This is a genomic window from Micromonospora sp. ANENR4 (assembly GCF_015354395.1).
In the GTDB taxonomy this organism is placed as follows: domain Bacteria; phylum Actinomycetota; class Actinomycetes; order Mycobacteriales; family Micromonosporaceae; genus Micromonospora; species Micromonospora aurantiaca.
Window position 1 is genome coordinate 443,356 of sequence record NZ_JADKYQ010000001.1, and the last position, 17,526, is coordinate 460,881.

At 69.8% G+C, this 17,526-nt stretch carries 15 protein-coding genes; 2 read left to right on the forward strand and 13 right to left on the reverse strand.

The window, feature by feature from the left end; all coding sequences use genetic code 11:
* Window positions 1-174: 174 nt before the first annotated feature.
* Complete coding sequence (locus tag IRY44_RS31215) at window positions 175-1,710, reverse strand: ArsR/SmtB family transcription factor (RefSeq protein WP_370584821.1); 1,536 nt, start codon at window positions 1,708-1,710, stop codon at window positions 175-177.
* Window positions 1,711-1,785: 75 nt separating this feature from the next.
* Here IRY44_RS31215 and IRY44_RS02160 point away from each other — a divergent pair, with 75 nt between their 5' ends.
* Entirely contained in the window at window positions 1,786-3,069 is a 1,284-nt protein-coding gene (locus tag IRY44_RS02160; RefSeq protein ID WP_370584822.1) for a glucose-6-phosphate isomerase, read from the forward strand.
* Window positions 3,070-3,142: 73 nt separating this feature from the next.
* Here IRY44_RS02160 and IRY44_RS02165 read toward each other — a convergent pair whose 3' ends face one another.
* The 5 genes from IRY44_RS02165 to IRY44_RS02185 all read right to left on the reverse strand — a co-directional run bounded on the left by IRY44_RS02165 (window position 3,143) and on the right by IRY44_RS02185 (window position 7,748).
* Window positions 3,143-4,090, reverse strand: coding sequence for a type II glyceraldehyde-3-phosphate dehydrogenase (locus tag IRY44_RS02165; RefSeq protein ID WP_194798772.1), 948 nt, complete (start codon window positions 4,088-4,090; stop codon window positions 3,143-3,145).
* Window positions 4,087-4,647 (reverse strand): hypothetical protein, encoded by a 561-nt coding sequence (locus IRY44_RS02170; protein ID WP_194798773.1) that lies wholly within the window; start codon window positions 4,645-4,647, stop codon window positions 4,087-4,089. Before IRY44_RS02170 ends, IRY44_RS02165 begins: the two co-directional genes overlap by 4 nt.
* A gap of 106 nt (window positions 4,648-4,753) precedes the next feature.
* Window positions 4,754-5,749: an isocitrate/isopropylmalate family dehydrogenase gene (locus tag IRY44_RS02175; RefSeq protein ID WP_194798774.1), complete on the reverse strand. Its 996-nt coding sequence runs from the start codon at window positions 5,747-5,749 to the stop codon at window positions 4,754-4,756.
* Window positions 5,749-6,681, reverse strand: coding sequence for a ribose-phosphate diphosphokinase (gene prs, locus IRY44_RS02180; RefSeq protein ID WP_194798775.1), 933 nt, complete (start codon window positions 6,679-6,681; stop codon window positions 5,749-5,751). The genes IRY44_RS02175 and prs overlap by 1 nt, the downstream gene beginning before the upstream one ends.
* On the reverse strand, window positions 6,678-7,748 hold the full coding sequence (locus IRY44_RS02185) for a Gfo/Idh/MocA family protein (RefSeq protein WP_194798776.1): 1,071 nt from the start codon (window positions 7,746-7,748) through the stop codon (window positions 6,678-6,680). Before IRY44_RS02185 ends, prs begins: the two co-directional genes overlap by 4 nt.
* Window positions 7,749-7,762: 14 nt before the next feature.
* Between IRY44_RS02185 and IRY44_RS02190 the strand changes: the two genes are divergently transcribed.
* Window positions 7,763-8,569 carry an inositol monophosphatase family protein gene (locus IRY44_RS02190; RefSeq protein ID WP_194798777.1) on the forward strand — a complete coding sequence of 269 codons (807 nt, stop codon included), beginning with the start codon at window positions 7,763-7,765 and terminating at the stop codon, window positions 8,567-8,569.
* Here IRY44_RS02190 and IRY44_RS02195 read toward each other — a convergent pair.
* The 7 genes from IRY44_RS02195 to IRY44_RS02225 all read right to left on the reverse strand — a co-directional run bounded on the left by IRY44_RS02195 (window position 8,566) and on the right by IRY44_RS02225 (window position 17,065).
* Window positions 8,566-9,630 carry a hypothetical protein gene (locus IRY44_RS02195; protein WP_194798778.1) on the reverse strand — a complete coding sequence of 355 codons (1,065 nt, stop codon included), beginning with the start codon at window positions 9,628-9,630 and terminating at the stop codon, window positions 8,566-8,568. The two genes, IRY44_RS02190 and IRY44_RS02195, sit on opposite strands and share 4 nt — an antisense overlap.
* Window positions 9,627-10,505 carry a phytanoyl-CoA dioxygenase family protein gene (locus IRY44_RS02200; protein WP_194798779.1) on the reverse strand — a complete coding sequence of 293 codons (879 nt, stop codon included), beginning with the start codon at window positions 10,503-10,505 and terminating at the stop codon, window positions 9,627-9,629. The genes IRY44_RS02195 and IRY44_RS02200 overlap by 4 nt, the downstream gene beginning before the upstream one ends.
* 1 nt (window position 10,506) lies before the next feature.
* The gene (gene acnA / locus IRY44_RS02205) at window positions 10,507-13,158 is read right to left on the reverse strand and encodes an aconitate hydratase AcnA (RefSeq protein ID WP_194798780.1); all 2,652 of its coding nucleotides are present in this window, start codon (window positions 13,156-13,158) and stop codon (window positions 10,507-10,509) included.
* 13 nt (window positions 13,159-13,171) lie between these two features.
* Window positions 13,172-14,296, reverse strand: coding sequence for a hypothetical protein (locus IRY44_RS02210; protein ID WP_194798781.1), 1,125 nt, complete (start codon window positions 14,294-14,296; stop codon window positions 13,172-13,174).
* Between the two features lie 50 nt (window positions 14,297-14,346).
* Window positions 14,347-15,237: an isocitrate lyase/phosphoenolpyruvate mutase family protein gene (locus IRY44_RS02215; protein WP_194798782.1), complete on the reverse strand. Its 891-nt coding sequence runs from the start codon at window positions 15,235-15,237 to the stop codon at window positions 14,347-14,349.
* Window positions 15,238-15,381: 144 nt separating this feature from the next.
* The gene (locus IRY44_RS02220; RefSeq protein ID WP_194798783.1) at window positions 15,382-15,927 is read right to left on the reverse strand and encodes an adenine phosphoribosyltransferase; all 546 of its coding nucleotides are present in this window, start codon (window positions 15,925-15,927) and stop codon (window positions 15,382-15,384) included.
* Window positions 15,928-16,042: 115 nt separating this feature from the next.
* Window positions 16,043-17,065 (reverse strand): low specificity L-threonine aldolase, encoded by a 1,023-nt coding sequence (locus IRY44_RS02225; protein WP_194798784.1) that lies wholly within the window; start codon window positions 17,063-17,065, stop codon window positions 16,043-16,045.
* Window positions 17,066-17,526 lie beyond the last annotated feature (461 nt).

Sequence of the window (17,526 nt, forward strand, 5' to 3'; positions counted from 1 at the left end):
AGGACGGTGCCGTAGGTCACCTTGGTGGCGGCCGGCTTCTGGTACTTCTTCATGGTATTCCTCCCTTCGATGTCTCGGGGACGACGAAACCCTAAGTCGGCCGCGCGAATCCCCACCAGCGATTCGGTCCACGCCGAACACGTCGTCCGGGTGCCGCGCGCGTCAGGGCCGGGATTAGCAGAGGTCCAGCAGGTCGAGAAGCGAGCGTCCGGCCTGGTCGAGTTCGTAGAGGACCTGCCCCCCGACCCTCCTTCGGAGCACCAGACCGCAGGCGTGCAGCGTCTTCAGGTGCTCCGAGACGGTGCTCTTCGCGAGCGCGAGCCGGCGGGACAGCACCGACGTCGTGCAGGGCACGACCACGGCACGCATGATGGAGGCTCGCCCACCGCCGATGAGCATGGTGAGAGCGTCCTCCCGCAGCCGTCGGGTCAGGTCCGGGCTGTCGCTAAGCACCGAAGCGCCCCGGGCCTGGAACGGAATCGCGATCCGGCCACGAGAATCGGTCGCCGACATCCTCAGGCCGCGAGCGAACATCATCGGCACGAGCACCGGACAGGCGTCCCGGCTCGGGACGGCGCCCAGGGTCCCGGGCACCTCCAGCAGGGGCGGGTTCCATGTGAAGATGCCGTGCAGATCAGCGAGCAGGCTGGCTCCACCCCGAGTGGCCAGCATCCGGGAACGCAGCAGCAGCTCCTCGTCGAGGACGGAGCGGATGGCTCCCCACCGCGAGGCCAGCGCGTGCTCCCAGAAGCGTGACACCTCGTCGGTGTACCACCGCAGCGATCCGTCCGGATCAGCGACGAAGCGGACCAGCGGGGCCGGGACCTCGTCGGGAAAGAGCCGGACGATCTCGGCACGTACCTCGTCCGGCGCGGTCGCCGTGGACCTGGCCAGCTCGTCGACCGGCGCGTTGGCCGATCCATCGGGAATGGGGGCGATGAAGCCGGGTAGCTGCGGCGCCGTGACGGCGTAGAGCTCAGCCAGTTCGGGTGGGAAGTGCTGCCAGGCGGCGCGTGCCCAGTCACTGAACGGCCAGCGCATGTAATGGGGGCCACGACGGAGGCTGACCAGACTCGCGGCCAGCTCCCAAAGGGGACTGAACGCGATCCGGATCCGGCCGAGCGTGGCGTCGTCCATGAGGACCTGCACCTGGCGGTCGCCCGTCGTACCCGTCCACACGTCGTACGGCAATGGTTGAGCTGCTCCCACGGACACCCCCGAAGTGTTGTCGGACTGCATCGACGGCCCTGTGCGGGCGGCGGGATCGATCACCTCGTGGTCTCCGCGCCGACTGCGTACGAGCCTAGGTTTTCGTCTCTGGTCCGGAAAGGACGCATCGATGAAGCTATGCTGCGATGACGGCCGGCCCGCTCCGGCGAGCCCGTCGCCGTCGTCCACGCCCGCAGCATCACTCACCGGCCGCGATCGAGGCCTCAGCGGAAGGATGGTCGCCGAGTGATCGAGGCGGTCGCAGGTGGTGCCCGGGTCGGTGTGCACGTTCCCCTCGCCGAGGTCGCTGGACACCTGCGTGACCAGTTCGTCGACGAGCGGGTACCGACCAGCCTCAGCGAACGGAGGCTGTCGATGTGGCCCCAGGCCGTGGCGGCCGACATCGTGCGTCGCACGACATGGCTCGACCTCGCCGCGTCCTCCGCCGACCTGGCCTCGGTCGTGCACGAGCTCGCCGCCGAACGCGCGGAGCTCGACCACGTCGTACTGCTCGGCATGGGTGGCTCGTCGCTGGCCGCGGAGGTGGTCGCCGTGGCCGCGGAGCAACCACTGCGCGTGCTGGACACCACCGATCCGCACCAGGTCCGGGCGGCGTTGGCCGAGGATCCCGCACGTCTCCTCGTGGTGCTCGCCAGCAAGAGCGGTGAGACCGTCGAGTCGGAGAGCCTCGGCCGCGTGTTCGTCGACCACCTGCACCGGCACCTGGGCAAGGCCGCGACGGCACGACACATCGTGGTGATCACCGACCCCGGATCCCGTCTGCACGCGACCGCTATGCGCGAGGCCTACGCCTGCGTGCTGAGCGATCCGATGGTGGGTGGTCGGTTCAGCGCCCTGGGACCGTTCGGCCTGGTGGCGCCCGGTCTGCTCGGCGCGGACATCGCCGCCGTCGTCCGGGCGGCCGCAGCCGTCCGGCCCTCGCTGGCGAACGACGCGGACAATCCAGGACTGCTGCTCGGCGCGGCGCTGGCCGCGGCGGCCGAACGTGGGCGGGACAAGGTGCTCCTGTGCGCGGAGGGCGCCGCGGTACGCGCACTGCCGAACTGGATCGAGCAGCTGGTATCGGAGTCGACCGGCAAGGACGGCCGGGGCATCCTGCCGGTGATCGGCTCGGCCCGGACCGCCGCGCCCGCGGATGCCGTCCGGGTGGTCCTCGGCGTCGACCCGCGCGGCACCGCCGACATCGTCGTCGACGCCCCGCTGGGCGCGCAGTTCCTCCTCTGGGAATACGCGACGACCGTGGCGTCGTACCGGCTCGGGGTGAATCCGTTCGATCAGCCGAACGTCGAGGAGTCCAAAGCAAACACTCAGGCGGTGCTGGCCGGCGACCATCGCGACGGCGGTGATGTTCCCCTGATCGTGACCGATGCCGTGGAGGTGCACCTCAACCCGGGCCAGGCCGCCGGCCCTGCTCTGTGTGAGCGCCTGGAAGAAGTGTTCGAGTGGCTTCTCACGATCTCGGAACCCGCCGGCTACCTGGCCGTCATGGCCTTCCTGGACCGGTCCGGCGACCAGCGCGTCGCCGAGGTGGCGCAGCGGCTGCGCGAACGCACGAGCCGGCCGGTGACCTTCGGCTGGGGCCCGCGGTTCCTGCACTCCACCGGTCAGCTCCACAAGGGCGGCCCGCCCACCGGCGCCTTTCTGCAAATCACTGCTGCGGCGCAGGACGATGTGCGGGTGCCCGGCCGACCGTTCGGACTCGCCCGGCTTCAGGCCGCGCAGGCCGAGGGCGACCGACTCGCGCTCGCCCGCCGTGGCCGGCCCGTTGTCCGGATGCATCTGCGGGATCGCCGGGCCGGCCTCGACGAGCTGACCGCCGCGGCTCGCCACCTGTCGTGAGCCGGCCGTTCTACCGACGCGGTACCCGCGATCGGCCGATGCGTCGCGCCACGTTCCCATGCTCGCCCCGCGGTCAGCTCAGCGACGCCGCAACCGCCGGCGTGGCCGCGTAGGCGAGGATCGCGTCGATCGTCTCCGGAACGGTGATGGCCTCATTGTCCAGGGAGACCGCGAGGCTGAGCGCGTCGCCGTCCCGGCACGCCTGCACGGCGATGTCGTACCGGTCGCCACGGGGCATGCCGCTCCGCATCGCCCGCTCCCGGATGAGCGCGCTGTCATGCGTGCCCTCCGTCAGGAGGGTCACACCCTGGGCTGCGCCGAGCCGTGAGACCGCGGCGTCGAGTTCGCAGTCGGTCAGGTGCAGACGCAGCAGGATGACATGTCCGGACACCATCGGCACGGTCACCGCGTTGGTCGACAGCGACATCTCCGGGATGATCTCTCGCAGGTCCGTGGCGTGGTGCGAGGGGCGGGCGTCGAAGACCGCGCTGTTGGTCACGCCCTTGGCCGCCTTGTCGGTGTCCGTGCAACACCGAATGATCGTGGCGTGAGCGCGCGCGATGTGGCCGACGCCGATCGCGGCCAGCGTCCGCCCGATCGCCGTGGTGTTGCAGCTGGCCAGCCGGGCACTTCGTAATCCGAATCCGATCTCCCGGTTCAGGGCCGGGTGCAGGACCGGCCCGAGTGAGCGATCGCGCTCGCCCCCGCAGTACCGCACCGCGACCCGCGCCGCTCGATAGCTGGCCGCACGCCCGGCGCCGCTGCGGCTGGGCCCGGCGTCGACGACCAGGTCGGCCTGCGCGAGCGCGTCGTTCCACGACCCGGCGACCGTGATTCCGGTGCCCTTGAACCGCTCCGGTGTCCCGTCGTCGGTAAGGAAGTAAGGCACGTCCGGTCGGGCGAGCACCCCACCGGTGAGCCGACGGATGCCGACACCGACCAGCTCGAGATCCGGATGCTCGGTCACGGCGTCCACCAGACGCTTCCCGATGACACCCATCCCCAGTACGGCGATCCTCATGCCCGACCCACCGCCTCCGCCTTCGACAGGGCCCGGTCGAGGATCTGGGCCGCCACCAGTCCGTCGCTGCACATGGCCAGAACCGGAAGCCGACGCCCGCGGGCCCGGGGGGTGTCGAGCAGCAGGGCCTCGGGCCAGTCGGGGCCTCGACCCCGGTCGAGCTGAAACTGGCTCGCGCGGGCGGTGTCCGCACACACCATCGCAGGCAACACGGCCAGATCACCGGTGATCGCTGTCCCGTCCGGCCATCCGCCGACGAAGTCGGCCACCACCAGCCAGCACCGCGACTGCTGGACCGTGATCACGCGCGCCGACCAGGCGACCGGTCGCACGCCGACCGTGTCCCCCGACCACGAATCCCCGATCCGTACGGCGTCGACGGGTCCCGCCGTAGCGGGCCCGCACACTCCCGCTGCTGGTGCGATCACCGTGGCGGAGCCGAAGACGGGCTCGATGCCCAGGCCGTCGATCAGGGCGCCGAGGATGACCTCGATGCGCAGCCTCGCGAGATCGGCGCCGTCCGGTAGGTCGACCGGGCGCCCGCCGATCGACAGCACGCTCGCCGCACCTTCGGCCGGTGCGACGTCCCAGCCCCGTCCGTGGGCTACCGACGTCAGTGCGCGGGCCAGCGGCCAGGAGGGATCGACACGGACATGTCGCCGTTCAGCCATCCTCTGCCATCCTCTTCGTGACGGAGTCACAGACGAAGTCGGTCACCGCGTCGGTGGTCGCCAGGCCGCCGAGGTCTAGCGTGGTCGGCCCGTCCTTCTTCGCCGCGAGGATGGCCGCCGAGACCGCCTCCCCGCGGCGATCCTCGCCGAGTGCGGAGAGGAGCATGGCGACGCTCTCGAAGAAGGCGATCGGGTTCACCTGCCGACGGTTCGCGAGGTGGCCGGCGTCGCCGTGCGCCGCCTCGGCGATGTGTACCCCGGTCCCGCTGTTGAGGCTTCCGACCAGCCCCAGACTGCCGGCGACCGCCGCGCCGAGATTGCTCAGCAGGTCGCCGAAGGTGTTCGAGGTGAGGATGACGTCGAAGGCGCCGGGGTCCAGCACCAGGGTGGAGCACGCGGTGTCGGCCAGCATGTCGTCGAACGCCACCTCCGGATGGCGGCCGGACACCTCCCGGGCCACCTCGAGGAACAGCCCTTCGGTGAGCTTGAGGTTGTTGGCCTTGTGCACGAGCGTGACCTTCCGGCGGTCCTGCCGGCGGGCGAGCGCGAAGGCGGTCTCGGCAATCCGTTCGCAGCCGCGCCGAGTAGCAATCTTGACCGCCTGGGCGACGCCGGGAGCCGCCCACCACTCAATGGCCGCGTACATGTCCTCGACGTTCTCGCGCACGAGCAGGATCGGCAGCGAAGGGTCGACGGGAATGGGACGGATGCACGCGTAGAGGTCGAGTTCCCGCCGCAGATAGTGGTTGGCGCTACGCACCGAGCCGCCACTGGGTGTCGCGAAAGGCCCCTTGAGCGCCGCTCCGTGGTGTCGCACCGCCTCGATGGTCTCGGCCGGGGCAGTGGCGCCGAACTGATGGTACGCGCCCAGACCGGCCGGCATGTCGAGCCAGTGGACGGACAGCCCGGTCGCCTCGACCAGCCGGCTGCCGGCGGCGACCAGCTCGGGACCGACACCGTCACCCGCAATTCTCACGATCGTACGCACTACGGCGACCCCCGTTCCTCGTCCTTGCCATCACCCGTCCGGCACTCGCCGGGCGGACTCCCGCACCATTGGTCGATCGCCGCGGCAAGCAGCGCCACCTCGGCTTTGGCGTCGCCGACGGTGTCCGAGGTCGCCACCTGCACCGTCGGACCGAGTCGGGTGCGGATCACCTCGCGACCGGCCAGCAGGTGCGCGACGAACACGCTCATCCGAGCGCCCGCCGCGAACAGCGCGTCGCGCAGCGGGACCAAGGTGGACCCACTGGAACAGACGTCCTCCACGACAAGGCAGTGCCTCCCCCGCACCTCGTCCCCGATCCGCGCGTAGAACGTGCCCGAGGCGTCCTTGTACTTGGCGAGAACCACCACCGGGAGCCCGAGCAGCCGCGCGACCTCCGAAGCCCGCAGCGCCGCTCCCGCGTCCGGCGCGACGACCACATCGACCTCACGCACCCAGTCGGGAGGCCGGCGGGCGAACTCCTCACCTGCGGCGATGTCCCGAACGGTCAGCCCCGGCACCGCCGGCCGCGCGCTGTGCCGGTCAACCGTGATCAGCGTGGTCACGCCGGCCGCCCTGAGCAAGGCCAGCACCAGCTGGCCGCTGCGCGGCTCACCCGGGCGCATTCGCCGATCCTGCCGCTGGTACGCCAGGTACGGCACGAAGCACGTCGGCGCGGCTCCCCCGACGCCTGCCACCGCGTCGAGCAGCTGGAGCAGGCTGATCAGGCGACCGTCCTGACTGCCGGAGGTCGAGTGCACGACCATGACGTCGCGACCGGACAGGTCCGTGCCGTCCGGGACGGACACGATCTGCTCGCCGTCGGGGAAGACGCGCCGATCGGCGAACACGGCGTCGATCCGTTCCGGCAGGTCGCGGACGCGGAAGTGGTCGTCCGGCCCGAACACGATGGCGCGGCTGGAGGATCCGCTCACGCCAAGCTCCTCGCGGCTTCCCGGATCGCCAGCGCATCGACACACGCCTCGGCCAGGTCCGGCAGGGCGGGGCCGTTCCCTCGTATCATCGCCGCCCAGGCGAGGAGCTGGCGGGCGAAGGTGGACTCCGGCCGGGTGGACCTGAACACGACGGTCTCCTCCCGTCCCGCGGCGTCCCAGTGCGTGACGGAGCATGCGCCACCGTCGTGCGCGTACGGCGACGGCATGGTCAGCTCCACCACGGCTCGGTCGGCGACGAGCTGCACGACTTCCCGGTAGCGTCCGTGTTCCGGCACCCGGGTGTGGGTCATCCGGACCATGAGGTCCGGGCGCGGACGCCAGCCGCAGGTCACCGCCGAGCCGTTCGCCCAGGAGGCCGCGTAAGCCACCCCTCCGACCAGGTCCAGGCCGGCCTTGCGCAGCAGAACATGGGCCAGGTTCACGTGATGGACCAGCGAACCACCCAACCCGTGCATCACGATCTCGGCCCGTTCGGGTCCGGCCACTCGCGCTGCGACCTCGATCGCCGAGGAGGGCGGCAGGCTCCGGCGCCGTACGATCTCGGGCACGAGGTGCTCGATCTGCGCGGGCGAGTTGGGATCGAGCACCCGTACGATCACCTCGCGGGCCTCCTCCACCAGCGGCTCCGCCTGCTGGAGGAAGCGCACGACCGCTTGCGAGTGGCGTTTCATGTAGCCGACGCCGACGGGGACGCCGGTGCGTACGCTGTGCTCGCGTAACGCCTCGACCTCGTCCGGGTCCACGCTGACCGGCTTCTCGCAGAGGACCGGTATGCCCGCGTCGAGGCATTCGCCGACCACGGCGACGTGGGTGTACCAGGGTGTCGCGCAGATCGCCGCCCGGGCGCCGGCCCGCACCGCGGCGGCGACATCCGGGTCGACCCGTACCGACGGGAACAACGCGGTGACCTCCCCCGCCCGGGCCGGATCCGGCTCGACGACCGAGACCAGCCGGAACTCGTCGGTCATCCGGACGAGCGACGGCAGGTAGGCGGCGTGGGCCACCCGCCCCGCGCCGATGAGTACAAGTGGAATGGCATTCGTCACGTTAGTCTCCATTCATGCCCGCCGATGACGTGCCGCCCTGCCTCGTGGATCTGCCGACGCCCACCTCGATCGACTGGCCGGCGCTGCTGGCCCGTCTGACCCACTGGGGAGGAATGCTGGTCGTCCGTCAGCAGATGTTCATGAGTGACGCCGCGGCGCTCGGCGCCTTCGAGTACGAGCTCGAGTGCGACCTCATCGAGCTGCTGCGGGCGCAGTTCGGTGACGTCAGCGTGCTCGCCGAGGAAACCTTCCACCGCACCGGCCGCCCGGTGGGTACGCCGGGACGGCTGCAACTGGTGCTCGATCCGGTCGACGGGTCGCGCTCGTACGCCGACGGCAGCGCCACGTACGCGATCACGCTGGCCGCGTTGCTCGACGGCCGGCCCCTCTTCGGCCTCGTGCACCACCCGGCCGAGCAGGTCACCTACGCCGCGGCTCGGGGCCTCGGCGCGTATCTCGGCTCCCGGCGGCTGGAGCCGCGTCGCACCGGGTCGCGGCGGGTGGCGATCCGGCAACGCGACCGGACGGGGCCGATGGCGCTCGCTGCCGAGAAGCTGTCCCGCCACGGCTACCTCGTCGAGGGGATGGCGTGCACCTCGCTGAAGCTCTGCTGGATCGTCGAGGGCCGGATCGCCGGACTCGTCAAGCCGGTGACCGAACGCAACGGCATCCTGTCGACCTGGGGTCTCGCCGCCGGCCAGCTCGTCACCGAGGAGGCCGGCTACCTCGTCTCCTCGCTGGACGGCTCCCCGTGGGAGTGGGCCCCGGGTGAGATCGTCATCGGCGATGCCGGTTTCCGCTCGGCGCTCGGCTTGCATTAGCGTCTCGGTCCGACCGGCGACCGGGCGGCGTCGCGCAGCCGGTCCCTGCGCATGTCGCCCAGGCCGAGGCGTAGCGCACCGTCCGCCAGCGCCAGCGCCTCGGCGAAGGCCCTCGCCTTGGGTAGATCCGCTCGCTCGAGCGCGGTCGTCAGGTTGCGCACGAGATGGTAGATCAGGATCAGATCCACGGCGTCCGGGTCGACCCCCTGGCGTGCGCAGGCGTCGTGCGCCTGCCTGCGGCACGCGGCGAACGCGACGTCGGTGGCGGGCAGCGGCGTGGAGAAGGTGGCCAGCACCGCCTGGAGGACGTACGAGCTGTCGTGGTGGACCAGATCCAGATCCACCCCGACCGGTGCCGGCGAACCGGTCTCCCGCCAGCTGTCCACCTCGGACGCGGCGAGGACGAGGTTGGCCGGCTTCGGGTCGCAGAAGAGGACCCGCGGGCCGGGCGCGTCCTCGATGACGGCCGGAAGCCGTGCCGTCACGTCACCACCGACCAGGCTCTCCATCCGCGCCAACGCTGCGGTGTAGCGGTCCGCGACCGGGAACGGCAGGCTCGGTGCCGCGTCGTGTCGGGCCGTCGCCTCCCGTACCGCGCGTTCCACGGCGACGAACTGGTCCAGCAGGTCCAGCCCGCTGCGGCGCGCACGGCCGGCGACCTCTGGGGCGTGACCGGAGAGATCCCGCAGGTCCACCGCAGCGGGCTGCTGCAGGGTCACCAGCGCGTCGCCGGCAATCCAATGTGGAACCAGCGTGTGGAGGTCGCAGCGGCGCAGCGTCGCCAGCACGACTCGCAGTCTCTGCCGGGCCACCGGGCCGTGCCGTAGCGGTTTGACGCGGAGAGGGACGAAGCCTCGCCCGGCCCATACGGGAAGAGCCGAGGCCATGATCGCGACCCCGTCGGGCCCGGTGTCCGCCACGACCAGGTGCTCCCCCGCCGCACCGGGCGAAGGGCCGGCCGGGAGCGCCCGCCGGAGCAGTTCGACGAGGGCCTCCTCGCCGTCGTCCCGGACAAGCGCGGCCACCAGCGGGCCGAGCGCCGCCCGGACCGTACGGCTCATGGCTGCCCGCGATGGGGCGACGCGAACTCCCTCTCGTAGCGGGTCAGCCGGCGCACCTTGTGCTTCTCGACGCCGTCGACCGTGCGGGCGCTGTCCGGGTCGTCGTAGAGCGGCAGGTCGTCGGCCGGTGGCCGGATGAAGCGCTCCTGGTCATCGCCGTACGCCCGCACGATGATGCGGCGTTCCCGAGTGAGCGACGCGGCCCACCGGGGGTCGTAGAAGCGGTAGCCACTGATCCAACTCGGCGTGTACGACAGGAAGAAGTTCACCCGGGTCGACGTGCTGTTGTTCGGCTGCACACGGTGCCAGAGGCTCGCGTGGAAGACGGTGATCGAGCCTGCCCGCGGTCGCAGCACCCGCTCCCCCGGCAACGCGCCGGTCGAGGTGTGCTCGCCCTCGTATCCGGGCCGGTGGCTGCCGGGCAGGTAGACCAGATTGCCCATCTCGTCGTGCGGAACGTCGGTCAGCCAGTATCCGATGCGGAGCTTGAGCGGCAGCACCGGCGCGAATACCCGGAACGGGACGGCCCGCGGACCGTCGATGTGCCAGTGGTTGACGACGGCACCCGGCTGGCGCACGATCATGTCGTTCTGGGACAGGCGCACGCAGTCGCCGAAGATGTCATACGCGAAGCCGATGTGCCGCTCGTGGTCGATCAGCTCCTGGAGACCCTGGTGCTTCAGCACCAGATCTTCGATCTTGTTGGTGTTCTTCGAGGAGGGCACCATGCCGGCCACCAATTGCCGGCCGATGTCGAGGTAGCGCTCGATCGCCTCCGGGGTGATGCGGTCGTCCAGGTGGATGAGCCCGTTCTCCTCGAACTCCTCCCAATCGGACTTGGTGAAGCCGGACGGCGCGGGCTTCAACGAGGTCATGTCAGTCCTCCGCTTCGGTCGGGTCAGGCGTCAGTTCGCGTGCGAGAAGACTGAGGAAGCCGCCCTGCCGCACACATCGCAGTTCCGCGGCCGTATCGATCCGGACCAGCATCTGCCATCTCCGGACACCACCGTCCGGGTCGGTGGCGCTCACCGACACCGTCGACAGCGGCGCCGCAGTGCCGAGGCCGCGGATCGTGAACGACTCGGTTCCGGTGAGCCCGAGCCGGTCCGGGTCGTCTCCGTCGAGGAACTGCAGCGGCACGATGCCGACGCCGACGAGGTTGCTCCGGTGGATCCGCTCGAAGCTCGTCGCCAGCACGGCACGCACACCGAGCAGCCGAGGCCCCTTGGCTGCCCAGTCCCGGGAACTTCCCATGCCGTAGTCCCGACCGGCGAGAACGATCACCGGAACACCGGCGGCGGCGTACTCCTGCGCCGCCCGGTACACCGTCGCCGTCTCACCGGACGGCGCCAGCCGGGTCCATCCGCCCGGCCGGTCCGGGGTGAGGCGGTTGCGGAACTTCACATTCGCGAACGTGCCCCGGACCAGGGCGTGATGATTGCCCCGACGGCACCCGTACGAGTTGAATTCCGCCACCGGCACGCCCAGGTCGAGCAGGTACCGGCCGGCCTCGGAGTCAGGGGCGATCCGCCCCGCCGGTGAGATGTGATCGGTGGTGGTCGAGTCCGGGGCGAAGACCAGCACCCGGGCGTCGATGACATCGCCGTGGCCGCAGTGGCCGTCCGGGGACACCAGCGGCGACGGCATCAGGTAGGACGAGTTCGACGGCCAGTCGTAACAGGGGCCGGACGGAGCCGTGATCGCGTGCCAGCGCGCGTCCCCCCGGAAGACGTCGCGCGAATGCCCCGACAGGCGCGCCACGGCCGACGACACGGATGCCGTCAATTCCTCCTCCGGCGGCCAAAGATCGGCCAGGTAGACCGGCTCACCGGCGGGGCCGTGTCCGAGCGGATCCCGTTCGACGTCGATCAACACGGTTCCGGCCAGGGCGTACGCAACCACCATGGGCGGCGACATGAGGTAGGCGCCGCTGATCGCTGGGTGTATCCGGCCCTCGAAGTTCCGGTTGCCGGACAGGACGGCAGCCGTTCCCGCTCCGGCCGCCACCCACTTTTCGACGGTGTCGTGCAACGGGCCGGAGTTGCCGATACACGTGGTGCACCCGTAACCCACCACGTCGAAGCCCAGGCGAGCGAGCGGTTCGAGCAGGCCGGCGGCGGCCAGGTAGTCGGTGACCCGCCGCGAACCGGGTGCCAGGCTGGTCTTGACCCACTCCGGCACCGCCAGGCCGCGATGGACCGCGTTCCGGGCCACCACCCCGGCGGCGATCATGAGTCTGGGGTTCGCGGTGTTGGTGCAGCTGGTGATCGCCGCGATGGCGATCGCGCCCTCGTTCGAATGCGGACGGTCGGCTCCGACGGAACGCTCGCCACGGTCCTGGCGGGACTGCTGGAAGCTCCGGGGCACCTCGGCGAAGTACAGCCGGTCCTGGGGCCGACGCGGGCCGGCCGCGCTGCCCCGCACGGTGGCGAGGTCGAAGGACCAGACATCCGAGTAGCCGGAGAGGTCCGGCGTTGTCCCGCCGTCGTCGAACAGGCCCTGCTGGCGGGTGTAGTCGGCGACCGTGCGCACGTGCGACGCGGACCGGCCGGTCGCCGTCAGGTAGCGGAGAACGGCGTCGTCCACGGGGAAGTACGCCGCCAGGCAGCCGTACTCGGGCGCCATGTTGGCGATGGTCGAACGGTCCTCGACCGACAGTGCCCGGATGCCCGGCCCCACGAATTCGAGAATGGTGCCGACCACACCGCGCTCGCGCAGGTACTGCGCCAAGGTCAGGGCGATGTCGGTCGACATGATGCCTGGGCGCGGCGCGCCGGTGAGCCGGAGCGCGATGACCGGCTGGCTCCGGACCGACACGGGGTGACCGAACATCGCCGACGAGGCCTCCACTCCCCCGACGCCCCAGCCGAGGACGCCCAGCGCGTTGATCATCGGGGTGTGAGAGTCGGTGCCGAGGACCGTGTCCGGCGCCAGGATGCCGCTCCGGTCGCGCAGCACGACGGCGGCAAGGTGCTCCAGGTGCATCTGATGGACGATGCCGCCGCCGGGTGGCACGATCCGCAGATCCGGAACCGCACCCTCGGCCCAGCGCAGGAACCGGTACCGCTCGCCGTTGAGCGCGAACTCCCGCTCCATGTTCCGATCCAGGGCGGCGTCGTTCCCGGACAGGTGCGCCTCGATGGAATGGTCCACCACCAGATCCACCGGCAGCGCCGGCCGTACCGCCGCGGCGTCACCGCCGGCGGCGGCGACCTGGGAGCGCAGGGCGGCCAGGTCGGCGAGGACGGGGATGCCCGAATGGTCCTGCAGCACCAGGCGGGTGGGCCACAGGTCGAACTCGACCGGCTCGCCGGACGACCCCGCGGCCACCAGGGCCGCCACTGCCTCCGTCGCTTCCGCGACGGAGGACGGCCGCGACGAGCCCGGCGCACGCAGAGCCGCGCGTACGATGTTCTCGGCGAAGATCCGGGTCACCCGGGGCGCCGTGCCGAGAGCGGGTACCCGCTTCTGCAGTTCGCCGAGGTCGACGATGCGGTCGCCCGGCGAGCCGGCGAGGTGGGAGAGCATCGGCTTCGCAGGCTCAGACCGCGAGGCGACGGTAGATCTCGACCGCCTCGGCCGGGGAGACCTCACCACCGACCTCGATCGACCGGGACCGGATCTCCTCCAGGCACGGCGAGAGCAGCTCGGGGCGGGGCGTCACACCGGCCTCCTCGAGTGCCCAGGCGACGAGCGCCCGGCCCGAGTGCTTGCCCAGCACGTACCGTCGCTCGCCGCCGACCAGATCCGGCGGGAAGGGCTCGAAGCTCGACGTGTCGCGCAGCATCCCGTTGGCGTGGATGCCGGATTCGTGCGCGAACACGTTGTCACCGACCACCGGCTGCCAGGGAGGCAGTTGACGGCTGGTGGCGACGCCGACGAGCTGGCTCAGTCGGGTGAGCTTGGTGAGATCGACACCGAGTTCGACGTCGTACCGCAGTTGCAGGGTGGCCGCCGCCTGGGCGAGGTCCGTCATGCCGGCCCGCTCGCCGATGCCGTTGATGGTGACGTGGAAGTAGCGGGCGCCGGCCTGCAGCCCGGCGATGGTGTTGGCCAGCCCCAGCCCGAAGTCGTTGTGGGTGTGGCACTGCAGGTCGATGGGCGCCGCCTCCCGCACCAGGCGGACGCGCTCGCCGTACTGTTCCGGCGTCATGACGCCGATCGTGTCGGAGAGCCGCAGCCGGTCGGCGCCCGCCTCGTGCACGGCGCCCGCGTACTCCTGCAGGAAACCGCCCTCGGTACGGGCCAGGTCCTCCGCACTGACCGAGACGAACGCACCGCGGTCCTTCGCCATGCTGATGAGCGACTTCGCGGTCTCCAACAGCCAGGAGCGGTCCTTTCGGACGCTGGCCTTGAGGTGGTTGTCCGACGTCGGCAACCCGATGTGGATGGTCTTGAAGCCCATGTCGAGCGACTTCTCGACGTCCTCGCGGACACCACGGTGCCAGGCGACCAGATGGGTGTTCTCGTCCTGGCGCTCGACGGTGGACTGCACGAACTTGAGCTCCTCGCCACCCATCGCGGGAATGCCGACCTCGAGCCACCGGACACCGGCGTCCAACAGCCCGTTGAGGATGTCGGTCTTGCGCTGGAACGAGAACGCGACGCCCGGCGTCTGCTCCCCGTCGCGCAGCGTGGTGTCCTCGATGATGATGTCGTTACGCATGGCGTCCCTTCCTGAGCTGTCGGTCCGTGTCGTCTGCTGCGTCACCGGCGTCATGCCCGGCTACCGGCCTTTTCGGGCAGGCCGGTCCAGGGCGAGTCGTCGAGGAGCTCGTCGGTCTTCACCAGGTCGAACAGGTCTGCCACGCTGGCGATGTCACTCTCGATCAGCCGGGTGGAGTCCTGGTGGGCGACATGGTCCAGCACAGCGGTCATCGCCTTGAGCGCCGCCCGGATGACCTGGTTGGCGTAGACGACCGCGTCCGCGCCGCAAGCGCGTAGTTGCCGGGCACTGACGCCCGGGTAGGTGGTGGGAATCATGAAGAGGGGAACGGTGATACCGGCCGCACGGACCGCCGTGGCGAACTCCGCGACCTCGTCCGCGGTCCGGGCTCGACTGTGGATGAGCAGGGCGTCGGCTCCCGCCTCGCAGTACACCTGGGCCCGCCGGATTGCGTCGTCCAGGCCGGCCGAGACGATCAGGGACTCCAGCCGCGCTATGACCATGAAGTCGTCGCCCCGCTGCGCGGTCTTCGCCACCGCGATCTTGCGCGCGAACACCCCGGCGTCCTCCAGGACGTTTCCGTCGCGGAAGCTGTTGCGTTTCGGGTACTGCTTGTCCTCGATGCAGACGGCGGCGATGCCTTCGCCCTCGTAGAGCTGCACCATCCGCCGGACCACGTTGACGTCGCCGAAGCCCGAGTCGACATCCGCGATGATCGGGACGTCGACCCGGCGACGCATGGTGACCGCCACGTCCAACAGTTCGGTCATCGTGAGCAGGCCGGCGTCGGGCACCCCCGCCGCCGTGCAGATTCCCAGGCCACCGGCCCAGATGGCCTCGAAGCCGTAGTGCTGCGCCAGGACCGCGGTCATGCCGTCGTGAGCACCCATCACCCTGACCGGATCGGGACCACCCAGCAGTGCGCGAAGACCCTTCTTCATTGCCCCTCCTCGAAGAGGTCCCGCACCGATGCGGGACGGGCGGAACGACCGGATGTGGGTTCGCAGCCACGGGCCGGCCGCGAATCGGCTAAATGCACCGCCGGCCGATTGCCTCCTGCGTCGGGCTCCGATGCCCGCTCCACATCACTTCTCATAGATGAAGACCGGCTTGAACTTGTAGGTCGAGATCTTCTCCCGGCCACCCAGAAACGCCTTTTCCAGGATCGAGCAAATCCCCACGACTTCACCGCCGAGGCTCTCGATCAATTGAGCCGCAGCCCTCGTGCAGTTGCCGGTCGCCACGATGTCGTCGTGCAACAGAATCTTGGCGCCCGGCGGGAAGAGGTCGGTACGCATCTCGATGTAGTCGGTCGCGTACTCGCCGGTGAACTCCCTGCCCACGGTCTTGCCAGGCAGCTTCCCCTTCTTGCGGATGGCGAGGAATCCGCAGTTCAGCCCAAGCGCCAGAGCGCCACCGAAGATGAACCCGCGAGCGTCCACCGCAGCCACGTAGTCCGGCTCCAAGGGCCGCGCCCAGTCGAGCAACTGCTGCTGCGTGAACGCCAGCGCCTCCGGATTCGCAAGCATCGGCATGATGTCGCGGAACTTGACGTTCTCCCGGAAGCCGGCGAGTGCAGGAATGGTCTGGTGAAAACGAGCGAGATCATTTTCTGGCTGCTGGCTCAGCATCTTGCCCCCGAATTCGATGTCACTGAACGGCCTTGAATGCACGCTTCGATGCGGACCCACCGGCCCGCTCGAAGCAGGGCTTCGTCTCCCCGCACGGCCCTTCTCCGAAGACGGCCTAGAGCCGGGAGAGCACCTCGGACACGACGTGTGCGGCATGCCTGGCGTCGGACTCGGACACGTCGAGATGCGTCACCATGCGGATCTCGGTGGCGCTGATCGCCGACACCCTCACCCCCGCCTCCGCACAGGCCGCCACGACCCGGTCCGGGTCGTCGACCGGCACGAGAACCATGTTGGTCTCGGGTTCCTGCACATCGATGCCGACGTCACGCAGCACGTCCGCGATGACGCGTGCGTTCTCGTGGTCCTCGGCGAGCCGATCGATGTTGTTCTCGAAGGCGTAGATCCCGGCGGCCGCGATGATGCCGGCCTGCCGCATACCACCGCCCATGCGGTGCTTCATGACCCGCGCCTCCGCGAGCCGGCTCCGGTCGAGGAGCAGGACCGAACCGACCGGCGCCCCGAGGCCCTTCGACAAGCAGACGGACAGGGTGTCGAAACACCGGCCGTATTCCGCGAGGGAGATGCCGGTCCTGACGTGCGCGTTCCAAATCCGGGCACCGTCGCAGTGCACGGCGACGCCACCCTCGTCCGCGAGTTTGCGGATCTCCTGCAGTTCGGGGAGTGGAAAGATCCGGCCGCCGGAGCGGTTGTGCGTGTTCTCCACCGCCACCGCCGCGGTGCCGATGCTGAACGGCTTCGGCCGCCTGATCATTTTTCGCAGGTCGTCCGGCCTGATCACGCCGTCGGAAGACAGCGTGCTGCGCGTCTGGATACCGGCGTGCCAGGCCAGCGCGCCGTCCTCGTAAAGCAGGAAGTGCGCGTCTGCGTCACACAACACCTCCTGCCCCGGCGCGGCGAGCAGGCGCAGAGCCAGATGGTTCGCCATCACACCGGTTGGCAGGTAGAGCGCGGCGGAGAAACCGAAGGCGTCGGCAAGCATGTCCTCGAGACGCGCCACGGTCGGATCTTCGGCGTAACAGTCGTCACCGACCTCGGCGGATGCCATCGCCCGACGCATCGCCGGCGACGGCTTCGTCACCGTCTCACTCCGTAGATCCACGAGTTCGCGTGCCATCGGTTCTCCCATGGCTAGAGGACGACAGGATGACCCCCGTGACTTCCCCTCGACTTTGACGTCAGAGACCTGCAGCCACGCAACGCATAAGTCGCCCATCGGGTCGTCATTGTCGATGGTAGATCCGTCCAAGACCGCAGCACAAGGTCGAAACATCATTACCCCTCGATGGCCCTCCGAGGCCACCGAATAACCCTCCCGCCACCTGGGAATCTTCGCCAAAAACCGCTTCGAGCCCGCGTGATTGACCGACCTTCGCTTATACGGAGCGTGTTCGCCGGCGGCGCCAACCGGGCGATCGATCGGCGCCCCCCAGGCAACGAGCAGGCATGCTATCATCGACAACAATCCAGGTCAGATGGCTCTTGAGCTGGGAAAATGCGGTATCGACCAGCCGATCAAGAGGTCAAAAGCGGTCCACGTCTCATTGCCTTGCTAAGACCGATAAGCGTGGGTAGGGT